Raw genomic sequence first — 20,758 nt, 5'->3', positions numbered from 1 at the left:
GTGTCTTGCTTCCGTCGATGGCTTCAGGCGCTCACCGGAACACGTTCGATCAGCCGCTCGATGACGGTATCGGCGGTCATGCCTTCGGCTTCTGCTTCAAACGTGAGCAGGATGCGGTGGCGGAGCACATCGAAGGCCATGGCGCGGACATCGTCCGGGGTTACGTAATCACGGCCGTCGAGCCAGGCCAGTGCCCGTGCACAGCGGTCCAGGGCGATGGTGCCACGGGGGCTGGCGCCGAAGGCAGTCCAGCGGGCGAGTTCCGGGTCCAGTGCGGCCGGATCACGGGTTGCCAGCACCAGGGCCAGCAGGTATTGCTCAACTGGTTCTGCCATATAGATGTTCGCGACTTCCGCCCGGGCGTCGAACACCTGGTCTGCCGTCAGGCGAAGGTCTGTTTTGGGCAGGCCATGGCGATAATCGTTCCTGGCCAGTTGCAAGATGGCCTTCTCCGCCTCCGCCGATGGGTAGCGGATGACCACGTGCATCAGGAAGCGGTCCAGCTGGGCTTCAGGTAATGGGTAGGTGCCTTCCTGCTCGATCGGGTTCTGGGTCGCCATAACCAGGAACAGCCGGTCCAGGGGGAAGGTGCGCATACCCACGCTGATCTGTCGTTCGCCCATGGCTTCCAGAAGGGCGGATTGTACCTTGGCGGGCGCGCGGTTGATCTCATCCGCAAGCACGAGATTATGGAAGATCGGGCCGCGCTGGAACTCGAACTGCCCCGTTTCCGGCCGGTAGATTTCACTGCCGGTGACGTCGGAAGGCAGCAGGTCCGGGGTAAACTGGATTCTGTGAAAGTCACCCTCGAGGTGGTCGGCAAGGGCCTTGATGGCGGTGGTTTTTGCCAGCCCCGGCGCGCCTTCTACCAGCAGGTGCCCGTCGGCAAGCAGCGCGATCAGCAAACGATCCACCAGCTTTTCCTGCCCGATTATCCGTTTGGCTAACTGTTCCCGTAACTCACCGAACGTATGCTGTAGCGACATTGGAAATGACTGCCCTCTGTATCTGAGGATTTTCCGGAGAAACCCGTATCGTGCGTAGGTAGTTGCCGAAGTTTTGGCGTCTGGCCGGCAAAAATCAAGGGTTTGACTATGCTTATGTGACGATACGCCGATTACGTTTATTTCACACTAACTGAGGTCGACCATGAATGCGCTGACAGTGGCCAGCAAGGATCAATTCTTTGAACAGTTGGCTGACGCTTTCGCAAAGAAGATTTCTAAAACCGAAGCCAAGAAAATCAGCGAATTTGCCAAGCAGCATTATGCTCATATTCCACTTGAGGAGCTGGTCAGTCGACGATTTGCAGATACCTACGGTGCCGTCCTTGCCGCATGGCAGTTTCTGCAGAAGCGGTCCGCCGAAGAAACGCCCGTTGCCGTATTCAATCCTGATCTGGAGAGCGACGGCTGGCAGTCGACCCACACCGTGGTGTTCATCCTGCACCCGAACATTCCGTTTCTGATCGATTCCCTGCGCATTGCCATTAACCAGCGCGAAATCGGTACTCACTCCATCCAGCACTCGATCCTGCAGGTGGAGAGAGCCGAGGACGGCAAGCTCAAGAAACTGCACACCACAAAAAAGAAAGCCTCTGGCTCGGCCTACGAGGCCTTCATTGTCCTCGAGATTGATCGACACAGTAATCCCGAGGATCTTCGGGATCTGGAAGATGCGCTCCAGAATGTGCTGCATGAGGTGCGGATCGCAGTCAGCGATTTCCCGATCGTCACCGAGAAGGTGAACGAGATTCTGGGCGAGCTGGACAGCACCACCGCAGGCATCAATGAAGAGCAGAAGGAAGAGGCACGGGAGTTTCTTGAATGGCTGGCCCGGGATCATTTCACCTTTCTTGGCTATGACGAGTACGACTTTGCCAAGGATAAAAGCGGCATGGTGGTACGGCGGGTTGCAAACTCGGAGCTGGGTATCCTCCGGGTCAATAACGAACGCCCGGACCGGGTTCGCCTGAATGAACTGCCACAGCGTACCCGCCATGAAATGACCCGGAGCGACGATATTTTTATCTTCGCAAAATCGGCCCAGCGTTCGCGGGTCCACCGCCCTGCATACCCGGACTACATTGCCGTCAAGAAGTTCAACAGCAAGGGTGAGGTGGTTGGTGAGCGCCGTTTCCTCGGGCTTTACACCGCCCGGGTCTACAACGAGCGGCCCGACGAAATTCCCCTGCTGCGTCGTAAATTCCAGAGCGTAATGAAGCGGTCCGGGTTCCTCCGTGACGACTACGCCGGTAAGGAGCTGGAGCAGATCCTGACGGTGTATCCCAGGGACGAGCTGTTCCAGATTGAGCCGGACGAGTTGCTCAAGGTGGCAAAAAGTATCCTGTATATCCAGGAGCGCCGCCGCATCGAGTTGTTCATGCGGGAAGATGTCTACGGCCAGTTTGTTACCTGCCTGGCGTTTTTCCCGAGGGACATCTACAACACCGAATTGCGGCTGAAGGTAGAGCAGGTGTTGGTCGACCGGCTGGAAGCCGAGGATGTGGAGTTTGTAACGCACTTTTCCGAGTCGGTGCTGGCGCGGGTCCAGTTCACCATCCGGGTACCCCAGGTTGAGAACCGCCAACTGCCCACGGCTGAGATCCGTGAAAAGGTCATCGAGCTTGCCCAGTCCTGGCGTGACGGTCTTTCCGAAGCCCTGAGCGAGGCTTATGGTGAAGAGCAGGGGAATGAGCTTTACCGGCTTTGGGCGGGCGGTTTCCCGGCCAGTTATACCGATATGTTTTCGCCCAGGCGGGCGGCCATCGATCTGGAGCACATTGCGGCATCGGCTAACAACCATGATCTGGCCATGAGTTTCTACCGGGCTCTGGAAGAGGACGAAAGCACGCTGCATTTCAAACTCTTCTATCCGGACGAGCCGCTGCCCCTGTCGGATGTTATGCCGATATTCGATAATCTTGGCTTCCGGGTTATTGGTGAGCACCCCTTCGAGGTGACTGACCGGCACAATAAGACTGTATGGATCCACGATTTCACCCTCCAGGCCCACACCGGCAATGTCGTGGACATTCACCGTATCCGGCCAATCTTCGAGGAACTTTTCCGCCGGGTCTGGTACGGCGAGGCGGAAAACGACGCATTCAACCGAATGCTCCTGTCGTCTTACATGAGCTGGCGTGAAATCGCGCTGCTACGGACCTATGCCCGTTACATGCGTCAGATCCGGTTCTCCAATAGTCAGACCTTCATTTCCAACACTCTGGTGAATCATGTTGAGCTGACACGGCTGCTGCTGGAGTTTTTCGAGATCCGCTTCAACCCGGAGCGCTACCAGAGCCCCGGCAAGAGCCAGGCGGCCCAGCAGAAACTGGAAATCGAATTCAATGCCGGTCTTGAGGATGTCGAGAATCTCAGTGAGGACCGGGTGCTTCGGCTCTACCTCGAGCTGATCCAGGCTACCCTGCGAACCAACTACTTCCAGGTTGACGAGGCTGGCGGCCCCAAGCCCTACATCAGTGTCAAGTTCGATCCATCCCGGATTCCGGACATGCCTCTGCCCATGCCGATGTTCGAGATCTTCGTGTATTCACCTCGCGTTGAGGGTGTGCACCTGAGGGGTGGAAAAGTCGCCCGCGGTGGCCTGCGCTGGTCTGACCGGTTCGAGGATTACCGCACCGAGATCCTGGGGCTGGTCAAGGCCCAGCAGGTCAAGAATGCGGTCATCGTTCCGGTTGGCGCGAAAGGTGGTTTTGTGGCCAAGCGCCTGCCGGATCCCTCAGACCGGGAGGCTTTTCAGGCCGAGGGGATCGAGGCCTACAAGACATTCATCCGGGGGTTGCTGGATATCACCGATAACCTGGTGGATTCGGGCATTGCCCCACCTGAACGGGTTATCCGCCATGACGAAGATGACCATTATCTGGTTGTGGCAGCTGACAAAGGCACGGCAACCTTCTCGGATATTGCCAACGGATTGGCCGCAGAATACGGCTTCTGGATGGGTGATGCCTTCGCCTCTGGTGGCAGCAATGGTTACGACCACAAGAAAATGGGCATTACTGCCCGGGGTGCCTGGGTATCGGTAGAACGTCACTTCCGGGAGATGGGCATCAATCCGGCACTGGATGAATTCACCGCCATCGGCATTGGTGACATGGGCGGCGACGTCTTCGGCAACGGCATGCTGTGCTCGGAGAAGACCAAGCTGGTTGCGGCCTTCAACCACGTGCACATCTTTATTGACCCCGCGCCGGATCCGGAGAAAAGCTACAGGGAGCGCAAGCGACTGTTCGGGCTCGCCCGCTCCGCCTGGACTGATTACGACAGCAAACTCATTTCCAAGGGGGGCGGCGTATTCAGCCGGAATGCCAAGTCCATCCCGGTCAGCCCGGAAATGAAGAAGCTGTTGGGTATCAAATCGGACCGGGTACCGCCAAACATGCTGATTTCCCATATTCTCAAGGCCCAGGTAGACCTGCTCTGGGTGGGGGGAATCGGCACTTATGTGAAAGGCGCCAGCGAATCCCATGGCGACGTGGGTGACAAGGCCAACGACGGTCTGCGGATCAATGGTTCGGAACTGCGCTGCAAGGTGGTCGGTGAGGGCGGCAACCTTGGCCTGACGCAGCTCGGCCGGATTGAGTTCGCCCTCCGTGGCGGCCGTCTGAACACCGACTTCATCGATAATTCCGGCGGCGTGGATTGTTCCGACCATGAGGTCAACATGAAGATCCTGCTCAACCGGGCCGTGGCCCTGGGCGATCTGACCAACAAGCAGCGCAACATCATGCTTGAGGAGATGACCGACGACGTTGCTGATCTGGTACTAAAAAACAACTACCGTCAGACCCAGGCTATCAGCATCGCCAGTGAGGATGCAGCGACCCGGCTGGAGGAATACCGCCGGCTGATGAATACCTTTGAGAGCGAGGGCAAGCTGAACCGGGCCCTTGAATTCCTGCCGGATGATGAAACCCTGTCCGAGCGCAAGCTCGACAAGAAGGGGCTGACCCGGCCGGAACTGTCGGTTTTAATTTCCTACGTGAAGGGCGATCTTAAGCAGACCCTGATCGAGAGCACTCTGCCTGACGATCCGTTGCTGGCCGGTGAGATGTACAAGGTTTTTCCACGGGACCTGACCCAGAAATTCTCCAAGGAGCTGGGAGAGCATCAACTGCGTCGTGAAATCATCGCGACCCAGATTGCCAACGACATGGTCAACCACATGGGGATTACCTTTGTCGAGCGTCTGAATCAGTCTACCGGCGCCGATGCAGCCTCCATTGCACTGGCCTGGATCATTGCCCGGGATGTGTTCCGCATTGATAACTGGTGGGACAGGATTGAGGCTCTGGATTTTCATGTGCCGGCCCAACTGCAGATGGAGCTGATGCAGGACCTCATGCGTCTGATGCGCCGGTCGGTGCGCTGGCTGTTGCGCAACCGCCGTGCGGAGCTCAGCATCCAGCACCATATGGAGCGCTTTGCCGACAGCGTCTGGGCGATTACCGCCGGCTTGCCCGAGTATCTTGGTGACCAGGCCAAAACTACCTGGGAAAAACGACATCAGGCCCTGGTGGATGCAGGTCTGCCTTCAGAGCTGGCCTCCGTGGTGTCGGGCACAGGCCACCTGTATTCGTCTCTCGGCATAATAGAAGCCCACGAAGCCTCCGGTATGCCACTGAAAACCGTTGCCAATCTTTATTATGAGCTGGGTGATCGTCTGGATCTGAACTGGTTTGCCAGCGCCATTGCCGCTCTCACACCTGCATCCCATTGGCAGGCACTGGCCAGGGAGAGTTTCCGTGAGGACCTGGACTGGCAGCAGCGGGCGCTGACCACCGGTGTACTGAAACTGGCGGAGAAACCAGAAGACGTCCCTGCCTGCGTGGAGAGTTGGCTGTCGCGCCATCAGCAGATGATCGATCGCTGGAAATCCATGCTGTCGGAGCTCAAGGGAGTGCGGGAGCCGGAATACGCCATGTTCTCGGTGGCCCTGCGCGAATTGCTGGATCTGGCCCAGAGTACAATGCACCAGCCACACGCTGAGGCAGAGGTTGAGACCAACTGAGTATTGCTTTGAAATCCGCATTCCCGTTCAATCGATGATCGGGAATCATCAAACGGAGTGGGATAATGGGTCAGCTTGACCATCTTCTGGAAAAAAACCGGGCCTGGGCGGATGGCATCAAGGCCCAGGATCCGCAGTTTTTCCACCGCCTGTCGAATCAGCAGGCACCGGAATACCTATGGATCGGCTGTGCGGACAGTCGCGTACCGGCCAACCAGATCGTCGATCTTCTGCCCGGGGAACTGTTTGTTCACCGGAACGTGGCCAACGTGGTTGTCCACACGGATTTTAACTGTCTGTCGGTACTGCAGTTCGCCATTGAAGTGCTGAAGGTGAAACACGTTCTGGTGGTTGGTCACTATGGTTGTGGCGGTGTGAGAGCGGCATTGCTCAATGAAGGGTTTGGGCTGATCAGCAACTGGCTTCGCCACGTTCAGGATGTCCGTGATCGGCACCAGCAGGTACTGGATGATCTGCCAAGCGTCCAGGACCGGGTCGATCGTCTGTGTGAGCTCAATGTCGTTGAGCAGGTAGGGCACGTGTGCCAGAACAACATTGTTCAGGAAGCCTGGAAGCGGGGCCAGCCGCTCACGGTCCATGGCTTTGTCTACGATGTGGCTGACGGGGTTCTCCGGGATATGGGGCTGTCGGTCGCCAGCGAGGAGGATCGTGAACAGGTCAGGCAGAACAGTATCGACGAGTTGGTACAGAGACCGGTACGCTCGGGGCGTCAGAAAAGCGTCCAGCAAAGAATGTAAAATTGCGTCAAAAATTCGTGATGAGCGTCACTTCCTGACCCTCGGCGTCATCACAGTTGGTCACCTCCCGCTTTGCTAGAGTAGATCCTGCAGTAAGCGAGGAGGTAGACCATGAAAGAACTGATGCAAAAAGCCCTGACAGCCCTGAACCAGCGTAAAGACGTTACTGTCGACCCGGAGCAACGGGGTCGGGGGCGGAAACCTTCTGATGCCAGCCAGCCGGAAGACTGGGGTATGTCTCCTGAAGATGCCTTGAGGGTTGGTACGGTTGCACGCTACAAGTGACTGAGTTTGCCATGGTATTTACCCTCTGAAAGCCCTCCGGTCTCCACCTTGCAGGGGAGACGCGAGGGCTCATTCCGTTTAGAGTATCCCGTTTCCGAACCATCCACGCGGGAACAGCCAATCAATGTCATTGCCCAACTCCCATGAAGTCCTGTTGCGAAACCGCCACCTCTTGCGGGGTCGGGTGGCCCTGCTGGGCGTAGCCGCCAATGGGCTGCTGGCCGATCTGCCTGCCGGCGGTATGGCCATGAGTGAGCATGCCGGTGTCTGTGTCGCGCTTGCCGGGAACGAGGGTTGGCAGATCTGTTTCGGCTATGACGATCCGGCACTGGCAGCCGGCATCTTTGACACCCTGGTTGTGTTTCTGCCCAAGGCCCGGGCAGAGCTTGATCTGCGCCTTGCCCTGGCACGCTGGCTGGCAGCGCAGGGCGCCCGGCTGGTGCTTGTTGGAGAGAAAAAAGAAGGCATTGCCGGGGCTGTTAAACAGCTCAAGGCCGTGGCGCCGCAAGCGACCAAGATTGACAGTGCCAGACATTGCCAGGTCTGGTGTGCCGAGCCTATCGAACCGCTGCCCGAATTCTCGCTTCAGCAATGGATGACCTGGACGGGCATTGAATGCAAATCGGTGCGCCTGGAAGTTGCCGGGCTGCCGGGCATTTTCAGCCTCGGCGAGCTGGATGAGGGCACTCGCATGCTGCTGGAGACGCTTGACGAGAATCCATTGCGCCCCGGCTCTGTCCTGGATTTCGCCTGTGGCGCGGGTGTCCTTGGTACCTGGCTGCATCGCTGGCATGAGCAGCAGAACCAACCCGCGGTAACGGTCGACGGAATCGACGTTCAGTCCCAGGCGGTTATCTGTGCCCGGGCCACCTATGAGCGCAACGGTGTTTCCGGGCGCATTCTGGCGTCGGATGGCCTATCTGAGGTCGAAGGCACCTGGCCCGTTATTCTGAGCAACCCCCCATTTCATACCGGAGTCAGAACCGATCTGTCGATGACCGAAGGCTTTCTTCGAGAGGTGGTGCGTCATCTGGCGCCGGGTGGTGAGGTGCGCCTGGTGGCGAACAGCTTTTTGCCATATGAGCCTTTGATGAAACGCTGCATCGGCCCGGTTGAGCGCCTGCGGGAGGATCGACGATTTACCGTCTATCGCGCGTTTCGTCGTTCCTGAACGCAAAAAAAAGCCCCTGGGGTGAGGGGCAAGAGGTTCGCGTCCAGAACAACGGAGCCAACCGGAAAAGGGATGTTCAGCGTGAACACCTTCCACGTTAGGGTTAATTTCTAGAATAAACAGCCTAGAATGGCGCTTTTGTGACAAAAAGCCTCCAGGATGCCCGAAATGACAACTGCTGAACTCGTTTTCTCTCAGGGCAGGCTGACCCTAAGCCGCCCGGGTACCGGTGATCCGACTCTGAGGGCGTGGGATGCAGCGGACGAGCTGCTGCTGGAGGCTGCTCTTGATTCCGCAGCCGGTTTTGATGAGCCCCGGGTCCTGATAGTGGATGATCAGTTCGGGGCACTTGCATTGGGTCTCTCTCGGTTTTCTCCCACCATCGTTGCCGACAGCGCTGTGTTGCCAGGCGCGTTGGCAAATAATGTCGCATTGAATCCCGCATTTCCTGCAGCAGAGCCGGTTTATAGCTGGATCAATCCGCCGGCGGGCCCATTCGACCTGGTGGTATTGAGAATACCGCGCCAGGCTGACTATCTGGCCTGGTTGCTGCGCTGGCTCAACAGCGTGATGGCGGATTCCGGTGTCTTGCTGGCAGGAGGAATGATCAAGCATCTGCCGGCGAAAAGTGTCGAGGTGTTTGCCGGGGCGGTGCAGACGGAGCAGGTTTTGCCTGCGCGAAAAAAGGCCCGGGCAATTCGTTGCCGGAAAGGTACTGCGAATCTGGCGGGCTGGTCAGGTACCTGGAAGGGGTATGCAGTAAACGGTCGGAACGGCGCTGTGGAAGTCGAGGCATTGCCCGCGGTATTCGCCAGGGAAAAACTGGATATCGGTAGCCGCTTACTTCTGCCCCATGTGGCGAAAGCGGTAACGACTTTACAGGCAGGCGACTCTGTACTGGATCTGGCCTGTGGCAATGGTGTGCTGGGTCTGGCGGTGCTGGCGGAAAGAGAAGACTTACAGTTGGGTTTCAGCGACGTTTCAAGCCAGGCTGTGCTCAGTGCCCGCCGTAATGTTGAGCAGGCGTTCCCGGAGGCCAACGCAATTTTCTCTCACTGCGACGGCATTGATGCAGTTTCGGACGCTTGCGATCTGATTCTGCTGAATCCGCCGTTCCATGAGGGCGGTGTGGTCGGTGACCATATTGCCCTGCGGTTGTTTGAGCAGGCCTCTCAACACCTCAAACCAGGTGGTCACTTGCTCATGGTGGGAAATCGCCACCTGGGTTATCACCGAAGCCTTCTGCGCTATTTTTCTTTGGTAGAACAGCTGGATGCCAGCCCCAAGTTCGTGGTGTTCCGGGCCGGCAACCGCTGAAGGGCCACATGAGTTAAAGCGTCGGGGCCGGGCGGTCGTAACCCATACGGGCCAGGGTGTCGACGATGGTCTGGGTCTGGCTGTCTATTTCGATGTTCACACGCTGACCTTCGTCAGAGGTGCCAAAGGTCGTGGCCCTCAGTGTCTCCGGAATCAGATGGACATTGAACCGGTTACCTCGAACTTCGCCGATGGTAAGGCTGGCGCCGTTGATGGCGATGTAGCCTTTGGGAAAAATATAGCGTGTCCATTCGTCGGGCACTTCAAACCAGAGGGTGACGTTGTTCTCCGGTCTCAGGATTTCGACAATCCGGGCTGTCGTATGAATATGCCCTGACAGCAAATGGCCGCCAATTTCATCCCCGATCCGGGCGGCCCGTTCGAAATTGACCTGGTCTCCGGTTTTCAGGTCCCCCAGCGTGGTCAGTCTCAGGGTTTCCTGCATGGCATCGAAATAAAGCACGCTGTCGTCCTGGCGTGTAACGGTCAGGCAGGTGCCGTTGATTGCCACCGAAGCGCCAATGGACACCCCGCCGGCTTTGTCTGCTGGCAGCCGAATAGCAAAAGTGCTCAGTCCGGGCTCGGCAGTGACGTCTTCGATGGTTGCAATGCCCTGGACAATGCCTGTGAACATAATCCTGACCTCGTTTGGTGTGGTATGCGGTTGCCTTTCCGGCAGGACAGCAAGGATAGCGAGCGGACTCATCAATGCCAAGGTGGAGCAGGGGGAATTCAAGTATCTGATGCGACGGTCGATACCTGTTTAAACCCCTGAATCCGGACGATCTGCCATGGCTGAAAATCAGAGAAAGGCTGCTACCCAGGCGAACGCGCCGACGCAGGCACCGGTGCTGAGGCCGGGCCGGGCGGCCGATCCGGTGCCAGCGCCCATAACGGCGGATGCCCCGGCTTCGGCACCGGCATCAACCAGCCAGGCTGCAGAAACAGCACCAGCCGATCAGGTTCCGGACACCGGTCAAGAGCCGGATAAATCGTCGGGCAGTGAGGGCTTCCGAAATGAGGGCAGTAGCGGGACCGAGAGGGTGTTGGCCGAATCCCGGCAACGCAAACTCCGGTTGATGCTGCGACAGTGCGACCGGGTGCTGCTGATGGACTTCGACCTGCTGGCCATGAACGGTTGGCCGGACAACTTTACAATGGCCGAGGCGCGTCGGGGTCGGGACCTCTGGTTGTTCAGTGCCTTGATCGCCGCAGCCATCTTTCTGAGCGGTCTGACCGGGTTTGTGCCGGCATGGATAGCAGGCGGCGGCTTTGGCGCCTTTGTGATCATTCTGTTGCTGGGAATACCGGCGGTACGCAGAATCTACACCAGCAAACCCTCGTATCTTGATCTGATCATGACACGCCAGCGGATGCTCCGGGAGGCAAGGCAGCACGTTGCCCATCTGGAGGGCTCGGATGGCCTGATCTGGCAATGCGCCAGGATGGCGGATTTCAACCCTGCGCTGAAGAATACCCGGTTCAGTCATCTTCTGAGGTTGTCCGAGAATCGCATCCTGTCCCGGCAGTTGACACGTCGGGAGCATGTGCGTCTTTACCTGATCTACCTGCTGGAAGCAGAGAAAGCGTACAGCCGTGTTCAGAAAGCTTTTTTCGAGGGCAACCAGGAAGCGATTGATCAGGGGTGGGAGGAAGTGGCAGCAGAGCCTGAGCCCAGAACTTGACAGCGATGCGCTTCAAACGTATGTTTCAAACAGACGTTTGCTAGAGGCATTGATAACAAAATGGCGCAGTCTGATACCGTTGACCGGATTCTCGATGCAGCCGAAGAGCTGTTCGCCGACCGGGGTTTTTCGGAAACCTCGCTCCGAATGATTACCAGTAAGGCTAAAGTAAATCTGGCCGCTGTCAATTACCACTTTGGTTCAAAGAACGCCCTGATCCACGCCGTTTTCGCGCGTTTTCTTACGCCGTTTTCAGCAACGCTGGAGAACGCCTTTGATCAGCTTGAGGAACGGTGTGACGGTAAGCCGCCAACACTGAATCAGACACTCTGGGCGCTTACGGAAAGCGCGGTGCGAATGCCCCAGCGCAACGAGAAGGGTATCTCTATCTTCATGCGCCTGCTCGGGCTTGCCTACACCCAGTCCCAGGGGCATTTACGCAAGTTCCTGGAGCAGGAATACAGCGAGCCCTTCAGCCGTTTCATGCGGCTGCTCAAGGAAGCGACCCCGCAGCTGTCCTCGGTGGATCGATACTGGCGCATCCAGTTCATGTTGGGGGCAACGGCGTTTACCATGTCCAGCAGCGATGCCTTGAGGGATATCCTTCAGAACAAGTTGGGCGTGGAAACCACTGTTCAGGAAATTGCCGCCCGACTGGTTCCCTTCCTGGCCGCCGGCATGCAGGCAGAAGACGCCATGCTGATTCCGCCGGCCGGCAGCAAGGTCTCGGTTGCCTGAGTTCCTCTCTCTCGGTTAGGCTTCCCCTAGAACCTCCACGGGAGCCTGACCGGTTTTGACGCATCCTGCATCACTCCGCATCGACATTGATCTGACCCTCCAGTGCCTGCGGCTTGAAACCGAAGGCGGAGAACTTGTTGCCTCCTATCCGGTTTCCACCGGGCTTAACGGGCCGGGTGAGAGCGATGGCAGTGGCTGTACCCCACGAGGCGAGCACTATATTCGCGCGAGTATTGGCGCCGGACTTCCGGTGGGAACGGTATTTCGTGCCCGGCGCCCGACAGGCGAAACCTATAGCTCCGAACTTGCCCGGCAAAACCCCGGCCGTGACTGGATACTGAGCCGGATTCTCTGGTTATGCGGCCGTGAGTGGGGCAGAAACAGGGGGCCGGGTGTCGATACTTTCCGCCGCTTCATATACATTCACGGCACACCGGACAGCGAGCCTATGGGAGTGCCGCTGTCCCATGGCTGTGTGCGGATGCGTAATGAAGACATTATTGATCTGTTTGATCGCGTCGGTCCGGGAACAGCTGTTTCCATTCGATAAACCTGAAGATACCAGAGGGATCCGATGATCGGGGATGTTATGGCCGTGGTGAATGGCTGGATCGAGAATTTCGGGCTTCTTTCGGAAGCCTGGCGCGTCGGGATTGTCGTGTTTGCGCTGGTTTTCGGAACGGCCACGGTGGCGTACATCGCCAGCCACATCATCGGCGCTCTGGAGCGCAAGTTCAGTCAAACCAAAAACCTCTGGGACGATGCGTTATTGCATGCAGCCCGCAAGCCGGCCGTGGCGTTCGTCTGGCTTCAGGGCGTGTACTGGGCTGCGGAGGTAGCTCACAAATACTCGGACGCAGAGATTTTCAAGGCCAATGAGTCTGTTCTGCAGATCGGTTTCATCTTCGTCCTGGTGTGGGCGGTTTTGCGACTGATCAAGGAAGCAGAGGGGATTCTGGTTTCTCCTCTGAAAATGAAGCAGCCCATGGATTACACCACCGTCAATGCGGTGAGCAAGCTGTCCAGGGCCGTAGTCATTATTACTGCAGTGCTGATTTCGATGCAGTCCATGGGCTATAGCATTTCCGGGGTGTTGGCGTTCGGCGGCGTAGGCGGTATCGCTGTCGGCTTTGCCGCCAAGGATCTTCTGGCCAACTTTTTCGGCGGCTTTATCATCCACCTGGATCGGCCGTTCAAGGTCGGGGACTGGGTGCGGTCGCCGGACCGGAACATTGAGGGCACGGTCGAGCATATCGGCTGGCGCCTGACCACAATCCGCACCTTCGACAAGCGTCCGCTTTATGTGCCGAATGCGGCGTTCACCACCATCGCGGTGGAAAACCCCTCCCGAATGACCAATCGCCGGATCTATGAAACGATTGGCATCCGATATGCCGATGTCGGGCAGATGGCAAGTATTGTTGACGACATCAAGGCCATGCTGCAGCAGCATGAGGACATCGACAGCGACCAGACCCTGATTGTGAACTTCCTGGCGTTCAATGCGTCGTCTCTGGATATCATGGTGTACACCTTCACCAAAACCACCCAATGGGTGCCATTCCATGAGGTGAAGCAGGACGTGCTGTTGAAAATCAGCGACATTATTGAGGGTTACGGTGCCGAAGTGGCTTTCCCGACCCGTACCCTGCATCTTCCGGACGGCGTGCGGCTGTCCGGATCGCAGTCAGATGAATCATCGGATAAGAACGCGGAAGCTGCTTCCGGTAAGAATGCGGAGAAGTCGCAGAATCGTCAGACAACCGGAGATGTGGAAGACTCAGGAGATTCAGAATGACGTCACCGGAGAAAATGCACCCTGTTGGTATCATTGGTGGCACCGGCTTGACCACGCTGTCAGGCCTGGAAATTACCAATGAAAAGCAGGTTGGAACACCATGGGGAAATCCATCTGCGCCACTGGTAGAGGGGCTACTTGGCGATCAGCCGGTTATCTTCCTGTCGCGCCATGGTAATCCGCACCGTATTCCACCCCATCAGGTGAACTATCGGGCGAATCTCAAGGCTCTCTATGATGCTGGCGTCAGAACGGTAGTCGGTGTCAACGCCGTCGGTGGGATCCACCCGGAGATGGGGCCCGCCCAAGTCGTTATTCCCGACCAGATTATTGATTACACCTGGGGTCGTGCCAGCACCTTCTTTGAGGGTGAGCTGGACTCGGTGACCCACATTGATTTCACCTGGCCTTACGATGAGAGTGCGCGCCAGATTCTTATTGATTCTGCCGGTGCCGAGGAAGTGCCGTTTTCGGGTTTTGGGGTGTATGGCGCAACCCAGGGGCCGAGGCTGGAAACCGCGGCGGAGATTATCCGGATGGAGCGTGAAGGCTGTGATCTTGTGGGCATGACCGGTATGCCGGAAGCGGCTCTCGCAGCAGAACTGGGTATGCGCTATGTCTGTCTCGGGCTGGTGGTAAACTGGGCGGCCGGCAAATCCGACCACATTATCACCATGGAGGAGATTGAGGCGGCCATCGAGCAGGGAATGTCCGGTGTCAAACGGATTCTTGAGGTCTCAATGGCCGGCCTTGGTGTGCTTACTCCGTTGCCTCAATCTTCTTGAAGAACACCAGCACGCCGATAGTGGGGGAGTCCAGGAAATGGATTTCCTCACTGCGCATCCGGCGGGTTTCCCGGATCCAGGTCAATAGCTCAAGCGGGGCAGGCTCAGCCAGGACAGGAAGTTGCTGAGCTGCAGATTCACCGGTTGTCGCTGCGGCGGCCGTATCCTGAGTGCCAGACGCTTCTGTGGGTGAGGGCGTCTCCTGGGGCGTTCCAGTCGCAGCGTCTGCAGGCAGCGCTGGAGCGTCTTCCGCCAACTGCCAGTGGTTGAGGTCAACATTGACGTGCAGGTAGCGCTGCCGGTCGATGGTGATGTGGCCCTCCACCTCGCGAGTTCGAGCTCCTTCGATCCAGTCGCCCGTCTCAATCCTTAAAGGGGTGCCCTCGTAATCCGGTGGGAACGCCTCGTACCAACCCGCAGCGACGAGCACCCGGTACCGGCCGCTGCGCTCAAGTCGTGCCGCGGCGCTGGCAAGATGAAGATCCTGCCGGGGCGCCAGTTCCAGGGTGGTTTGCATGGTGCCATCTTCAAGCGCTGACCAAAGAATCTCCTCTGTTTCCGTCGGCTCATCTACCGTGCGGCCAGACATTCGCTCATTCACGGCCTCGGGCTCAATGATTCGCTCAAGAATCACGAACTCGGCGCGGTAGTAGTCGTCGGGAATGGGGGTGCCGGGCTCAAGGGGCAGTGCTGCCCGGCCGGGCTGCTGGGCAGCCGTTGTGGCTGCGAAGCTCAGCAGGAGGGCGGCCAGGAAGGCCCGGGTCGGGTATCGGCACCAGCGAATTCCGTCAATCTGCAAGGGTCGTACTCCACATGTTGGTCGGCTATTCATGAGCCGGACGCGTCACTTTTTGCAGGCTCCAGCTCGCCAAGCATCCGGGAAATGCCGTCGAGTTTACCACCGGTTGTCGCATCCTTCAGCCGAAAACGGAAGCTGTTGGCACCTTCGAGCCGGTATTGGTCCGGTGAGGATTGCACTTTTTTAACCAGAACCAGAGGGTCCACCGGTGTCGAGCTGCCAAACTCGAGCCGCGCCCATTCCTTGCCGGCGTCCACTTTTACGATGCCCAGGGCTTCCGCGCGAAGACGTAGCTCGGTCTGGCGGATCAGGTTCTTTGCCGGATCCGGTAACAAACCGAACCGGTCAATCATTTCAACCTGAAGTTCTTTTAATGCGTCCGGACTGTCAACGCTGGCAATCCGCTTGTAAAGCATCAGGCGGTTATGGACATCCGGCAGGTAATCCTCGGGAATCAGTGCCGGGATTCTCAGGTTCATTTCCGTGCCGTGGCTCAGGGGCAGGTCGGCGTTGGGTGTTCGGCCTTCCCGGATGGCTTTGACGGCTTCGTCCAACAGCTGCATATAAAGAGTAAAGCCGATGCTCTCGATTTGCCCACTCTGTTCTTCACCCAGCAACTCGCCCGCGCCCCGGATTTCCAGATCGTGGGTGGCCAGCATAAAGCCGGCGCCAAGGTCCTGGGCCTCCGAGATGGCGTCCAGCCGCTTTTTTGCGTCCGCCGTAATCGATTTCGGCGGTGGTGTTAGGAGGTACGCATAGGCCTGGTGGTGAGACCGGCCCACGCGGCCCCGAAGCTGATGCAGCTGAGCCAGGCCGAATTTGTCGGCTCGCTCGATAATGATGGTGTTGGCGCTGGGAACGTCGATGCCGGTTTCAATGATGGTTGTGCACACAAGGACATTGAAGCGCTTGTGGTAGAAGTCCGACATGATCTTTTCCAGATCCCGCTCCCGCATCTGGCCATGGGCTACACCCACCCGGGCTTCGGGAATCAGTGATCGGAGATCCTCGGCCGTTTTCTCGATAGTTGCCACATCGTTATGGAGGAAATAGACCTGACCGCCACGGAGGATTTCCCGCAAAATGGCTTCCTTGACCATGGCATTGTCTTTCTGGCGAACGAAAGTCTTCACCGAGAGTCGCCGTGCCGGTGGTGTTGCAATAATAGAAAGATCTCTCAGGTGCCCCATGGCCATGTTCAGGGTCCGCGGAATCGGAGTTGCGGTCAGGTTGAGCATGTCCACTTCTGCCCGCAGCGCCTTCAGCCTTTCCTTTTGCTGTACGCCAAAACGGTGCTCTTCATCGATGATGACCAGACCCAGATTCTTGAACTTGATGTCGCCCTGAAGCAGTTTGTGTGTGCCGATGACGATGTCTGCCTTGCCATTCTCAACAGCCTCCAGAGATTTGCTGGTCTGGCCGGCGGTGCGGAACCGACTCAGCAGCTCGACCTGTACCGGGGTATCGGAGAAGCGATCCCGGAACGATTCGTAGTGCTGTTGGGCCAGCAGGGTAGTGGGGACTAGTACAGCCACCTGTTTGCCGGACCAGGTCGCCATGAACGCCGCGCGCATGGCGACCTCGGTCTTGCCGAAACCCACATCGCCGCATACCAGGCGGTCCATCGGTCGCTCACTGGTCATGTCCTCGAACACGGACTGAATGGCGACCTGCTGGTCCGGCGTTTCCTCGAACGGGAAGCCGGCGGCAAAGGCGCGGTAGGCCTCCTTCGGATCCTCGAAGCTGAAGCCTTTGCGTGCCTCCCGGCGGGCGTACACGTCCAGTAGCTCGGCGGCGGTATCGCGGATTTTCTCGAGGGCTTTCTGTTTGGCGGTGCTCCAGCGATCCGTGCCGAGTTTATGCAGCGGTGCATGCTCGGTGTCATTGCCGGCATAGCGGGAAATCAAATGCAGGCTGGACACTGGCACGTAGAGCTTGGAGCCGCCGGCGTACTCAAGCATCAGAAATTCGCTGGCTTCGCCTTCAACGGTAATGGTTTCCAGGCCACGGTAGCGGCCCACGCCGTGGTCAATGTGGACCACGGGCGCGCCGATCCTCAATTCCGACAGGTCCCGGAAACCGGCATCGTCGGTTTCGGTGGGTTTTTCACGGCGACGGCGCTGCAGAACCCGCTCTCCGAACAGGGCCGTTTCGGTAATCAGGGCAACGGAATGCTCGGGTAGCACGAGGCCTTGCTCCATCGGAGCGATGGTGATGGCCAGCGGGCTCTCTTTATTTTCGAGGAAGGCCTGCCAACCAGAGAGGGTTTTCAGCTCAAGGCCTTGTTCGCCAAGGTTCTCCATCAGGGCTTCTCGTCGACCGGAGGACTCGGCGCAGATCAATACGTGGCCGTCGAACTCGCCTAGAAAACGCTTGAGACGACCGGCAGGATCTGCGGCCCGACCATCCATTGCGATATCCGGCAGGATTCTTGTGGGGCAATTCACCGATCCGGCGGATTCGTGGATTTCTGAGGAGACTGTCACCCTGGGGAAAGCTTTCAGGTGTCCGAACAGCTCTTCCTGCTGCAGAAACAGACGGGTCGGCGGCAGAATCGGCCGCAGGCGATCGTGGCGCCGGTCCTCGTACCGGTTGCGGGTTTCGCTGTCAAAATGGCTGACCGCATCGTTCAGTCCGTCGGCAGTAAAAACATGGGTCGCCCCCGGCAGGTAGTTAAACAGGGTTGCCGTCTCGTCGAAGAACAGGGGCAGGTAGTACTCGATCCCCGGCGGAGTGATGCCGTGTGTTACGTCCTGGTATATGGGCGTGTCCTTGTCGGCATCCGGGAACTGTTCGAACCAGCGGCTGCGGAAGCCGGAACGCGCCTCTTTATGCCAGGGGAATTCGAAAGCGGGTAGCAACTCGATACGGTCAATGCGGTCGATCGAACGTTGGGTGTCGGGATCAAAGGTCCGGAGCGTTTCGATCTCATCATCGAACAGGTCAATCCGGTAGGGCTGGCTGGCCCCCATGGGGAAGATGTCGAGTATGGCGCCGCGGACCGCGTATTCGCCGTGTTCGTAAACGTTCTCGGCATGCCGGTAACCTGCGGCCTCCAGCTGCATTCGCCAGTTCTCGATATCCAGGGACTGCCCCACTTCCAGTAGCAGAGTGTTGCCCTGCAGGTAGTTAACCGGTGGAAGCCTGTGCATAAGCGTTCTTGCCGGAACCACCAATACGCCATGGCTGGTTGACGGCAAGCGGTGTAGTGTCCGGATTCGCCGGGAAATAATGTCCTGGTGGGGCGAAAACAGATCGTAGGGCAGGGTTTCCCAGTCTGGCAGTGAGAGCAGTTCCAGGCCGTCATCGCTGACGGCCGGGCCATCCTCTTCCGGGGGCAGACCGAGGAAGAAGCGCATGGCCTGTTCAAGGCGGATGGCATCGGCGGTGCTGCGGGTGATCACCAGAGTGAGGCCCTTGTGGGCGCGCGCACTCTCACAGATGGCCAGCGCGTCAGTGCTGCCGTGCAATTGGCCCCATGTCCTGTGGTCGGCCGGCCGGGTCGGGAATTCCGGGGCAATCATGGATGGGGGCGACGGGCGTGTGCTGGCACCTTGGCTCATGGGCGATCTGGTTCTCCTGATATGTATTTCCGGGCGGCGGTGTGGCGCGTATTCTAACGCTCGCGGTTGACACTGTCATGGCGCCGATATTCGGGGCGACGCTTGCTTTATAGACAGGCGGGACCTATACGAAGGTCATGGGCTGGCGTATTTGCGGTCGGCCGGATTAAGTTGGATAATGTGCGCCCCAATTTCCCAGTGCCAACTGCAGAGGTCCAAGCGTGAGTCACGAACAGATCAATCAGCACCTGTCCAACTGGACAGAAAGAGAATCCACCGCGGAAGCCATGATTCCGCTGATCGGCCGCCTCTACCGCAAGAACAATGTGGTTACTTCTGTATACGGTCGCGCCATTATCAACCAGTCGGTTATCGACATTATCCGCGCCCACCGTTTTGTGCGCCAGGTTGAAGACAGCGAGCTCTCTGTTCACGACACCCTGCCGATCCTCCAGGCCATGGACAAGCTTGATCTGGGCCGCGCCCATGTGGATATCGGCAAGCTGGCGGTCAAGTTCAAAGAGGAAGGCGGCGACCTGACCGAATTCCTGAAGCGCGAAATCGGGCCGGTTGTTGGGCAGTATGCCGCTCAGTCCGAAGAAGACGCTCATAACGACACCAAGGATGTCGTTCTCTACGGTTTCGGCCGTATCGGTCGTCTGCTGGCGCGTATCCTGATCGAGAAAGCCGGCGGCGGTAACAACCTGCGTCTGCGTGCGATTGTGGTTCGCCAGGGCGGTGCGGAAAACGATCTCGAGAAGCGCGCCAGTCTGCTTCGCCGTGATTCCGTACACGGTCCGTTCGATGGCACCATTACCGTTGATGAGAAGGAATCCGCCCTGATTGCCAACGGCAACTATATCAAGGTTATCTACTCTGATGGGCCGGACAAGGTGGATTACACCGATTACGGCATCAATAACGCTATCGTTATCGACAACACCGGTAAGTGGCGCGATGAGGCAGGCCTTGGTCTGCACCTCAAATCCAAGGGTGTCAGCCGCGTGATCCTGACCGCACCGGGCAAAGGCGATATCAAGAATATCGTTTATGGTATCAACAACGACTGGATTACCGACGAAGACAAGATCCTGTCAGCAGCCTCCTGTACCACCAATGCCATCACGCCCGTGCTTAAGGCGATTGAAGACGAGTATGGCATCGAAGACGGTCATGTTGAGACTGTCCACTCCTACACCAACGACCAGAACCTGATCGACAACTACCACAAGGGAAGCCGTCGCGGACGCAGTGCTGCCCTTAACATGGTAATTACCGAGACAGGCGCTGCCAAAGCCGTTGCCAAGGCGCTGCCGGTACTTAAAGGTAAGCTGACAGGCAACGCGATTCGGGTGCCGACGCCGAACGTTTCCATGGCGATTCTGAACCTCAACCTCAAGAAAGACGTTGATGTCGAAGGTGTGAACGACTATCTGCGGGATATGGCTCTGCATTCAGAGCTGCAAAAGCAGATCGACTTCGTGAATTCCCCGGAAGTGGTTTCCACCGACTTTGTCGGTTCCCGCCATGCCGGCATCGTTGATGCCCAGGCAACCATCGCTAGCGGCAAGCGCCTGATCCTGTACGTTTGGTACGACAATGAGTTCGGTTACAGCGCTCAGGTAATTCGTGTGGTCAACCAGATGGCCGGCGTAAGTTACCCGATCTTCCCCAAACGTGCGAGAGACTGAGCAGATCGTACCGATCCGGTGAAGTAACGGTTTCTAAAACCCCGATAGCGTTTGCTGTCGGGGTTTTTGTTTTTACGGCCAGCAAGCCGGGTCGTTTGGTTGTCGACGCTTAACCGGTTCTGGTTTCTGGTG

At 57.9% G+C, this 20,758-nt stretch carries 15 protein-coding genes; 11 read left to right on the top strand and 4 right to left on the bottom strand.

From position 1 onward, the window contains the following. Positions 1–23 precede the first annotated feature (23 nt). Positions 24–986: an AAA family ATPase gene (locus ACO06L_RS06030; protein ID WP_202346874.1), complete on the bottom strand. Its 963-nt coding sequence runs from the start codon at positions 984–986 to the stop codon at positions 24–26. A 163-nt stretch (positions 987–1,149) separates the two neighbouring features. Here ACO06L_RS06030 and ACO06L_RS06025 point away from each other — a divergent pair, with 163 nt between their 5' ends. From ACO06L_RS06025 to ACO06L_RS06005, 5 genes are all read left to right on the top strand, one after another. Next, complete coding sequence (locus ACO06L_RS06025; RefSeq protein WP_202346873.1) at positions 1,150–6,036, top strand: NAD-glutamate dehydrogenase; 4,887 nt, start codon at positions 1,150–1,152, stop codon at positions 6,034–6,036. 65 nt (positions 6,037–6,101) lie between these two features. Then, positions 6,102–6,794, top strand: a complete 693-nt coding sequence (gene can / locus ACO06L_RS06020; protein ID WP_202346872.1) for a carbonate dehydratase — start codon at positions 6,102–6,104, stop codon at positions 6,792–6,794. Positions 6,795–6,905: 111 nt separating this feature from the next. After that, a complete protein-coding gene (locus tag ACO06L_RS06015) occupies positions 6,906–7,079 on the top strand; it encodes a hypothetical protein (RefSeq protein ID WP_162841237.1) in 174 nt (57 codons plus the stop codon). Between the two features lie 124 nt (positions 7,080–7,203). After that, positions 7,204–8,250, top strand: coding sequence for a class I SAM-dependent methyltransferase (locus tag ACO06L_RS06010; RefSeq protein WP_202346871.1), 1,047 nt, complete (start codon positions 7,204–7,206; stop codon positions 8,248–8,250). 168 nt (positions 8,251–8,418) lie between these two features. Next, positions 8,419–9,567 carry a class I SAM-dependent methyltransferase gene (locus tag ACO06L_RS06005; protein ID WP_202346870.1) on the top strand — a complete coding sequence of 383 codons (1,149 nt, stop codon included), beginning with the start codon at positions 8,419–8,421 and terminating at the stop codon, positions 9,565–9,567. 13 nt (positions 9,568–9,580) lie between these two features. Here ACO06L_RS06005 and ACO06L_RS06000 read toward each other — a convergent pair whose 3' ends face one another. Further along, the gene (locus ACO06L_RS06000) at positions 9,581–10,201 is read right to left on the bottom strand and encodes a riboflavin synthase subunit alpha (protein ID WP_202346869.1); all 621 of its coding nucleotides are present in this window, start codon (positions 10,199–10,201) and stop codon (positions 9,581–9,583) included. A gap of 157 nt (positions 10,202–10,358) precedes the next feature. Here ACO06L_RS06000 and ACO06L_RS05995 point away from each other — a divergent pair, with 157 nt between their 5' ends. The 5 genes from ACO06L_RS05995 (at position 10,359) to ACO06L_RS05975 (ending at position 14,573) form a co-directional block, all read left to right on the top strand. Beyond that, positions 10,359–11,252, top strand: coding sequence for a hypothetical protein (locus tag ACO06L_RS05995; RefSeq protein ID WP_202346868.1), 894 nt, complete (start codon positions 10,359–10,361; stop codon positions 11,250–11,252). Positions 11,253–11,312: 60 nt separating this feature from the next. Then, positions 11,313–11,990: a TetR/AcrR family transcriptional regulator gene (locus ACO06L_RS05990; protein ID WP_064228844.1), complete on the top strand. Its 678-nt coding sequence runs from the start codon at positions 11,313–11,315 to the stop codon at positions 11,988–11,990. 85 nt (positions 11,991–12,075) lie between these two features. Next, positions 12,076–12,540 carry a L,D-transpeptidase gene (locus tag ACO06L_RS05985; protein WP_264753879.1) on the top strand — a complete coding sequence of 155 codons (465 nt, stop codon included), beginning with the start codon at positions 12,076–12,078 and terminating at the stop codon, positions 12,538–12,540. A 24-nt stretch (positions 12,541–12,564) separates the two neighbouring features. Next, positions 12,565–13,788 (top strand): mechanosensitive ion channel family protein, encoded by a 1,224-nt coding sequence (locus ACO06L_RS05980; protein ID WP_064228846.1) that lies wholly within the window; start codon positions 12,565–12,567, stop codon positions 13,786–13,788. Beyond that, on the top strand, positions 13,785–14,573 hold the full coding sequence (locus tag ACO06L_RS05975; RefSeq protein WP_202346867.1) for an S-methyl-5'-thioinosine phosphorylase: 789 nt from the start codon (positions 13,785–13,787) through the stop codon (positions 14,571–14,573). The genes ACO06L_RS05980 and ACO06L_RS05975 overlap by 4 nt, the downstream gene beginning before the upstream one ends. Here the strand turns inward: ACO06L_RS05975 and ACO06L_RS05970 are convergent. Further along, complete coding sequence (locus ACO06L_RS05970) at positions 14,548–15,372, bottom strand: CsiV family protein (protein ID WP_202346866.1); 825 nt, start codon at positions 15,370–15,372, stop codon at positions 14,548–14,550. The two genes, ACO06L_RS05975 and ACO06L_RS05970, sit on opposite strands and share 26 nt — an antisense overlap. A gap of 29 nt (positions 15,373–15,401) precedes the next feature. Then, positions 15,402–18,935, bottom strand: a complete 3,534-nt coding sequence (gene mfd / locus ACO06L_RS05965; protein WP_202346865.1) for a transcription-repair coupling factor — start codon at positions 18,933–18,935, stop codon at positions 15,402–15,404. A 236-nt stretch (positions 18,936–19,171) separates the two neighbouring features. Here mfd and ACO06L_RS05960 point away from each other — a divergent pair, with 236 nt between their 5' ends. Beyond that, on the top strand, positions 19,172–20,626 hold the full coding sequence (locus tag ACO06L_RS05960; protein WP_413772190.1) for a glyceraldehyde-3-phosphate dehydrogenase: 1,455 nt from the start codon (positions 19,172–19,174) through the stop codon (positions 20,624–20,626). Positions 20,627–20,758: the final 132 nt, after the last annotated feature.

The organism is Marinobacter sp. (assembly GCF_965229985.1).
Lineage (GTDB): Bacteria > Pseudomonadota > Gammaproteobacteria > Pseudomonadales > Oleiphilaceae > Marinobacter.
This window is presented reverse-complemented; position numbering and strand designations above follow the sequence as displayed.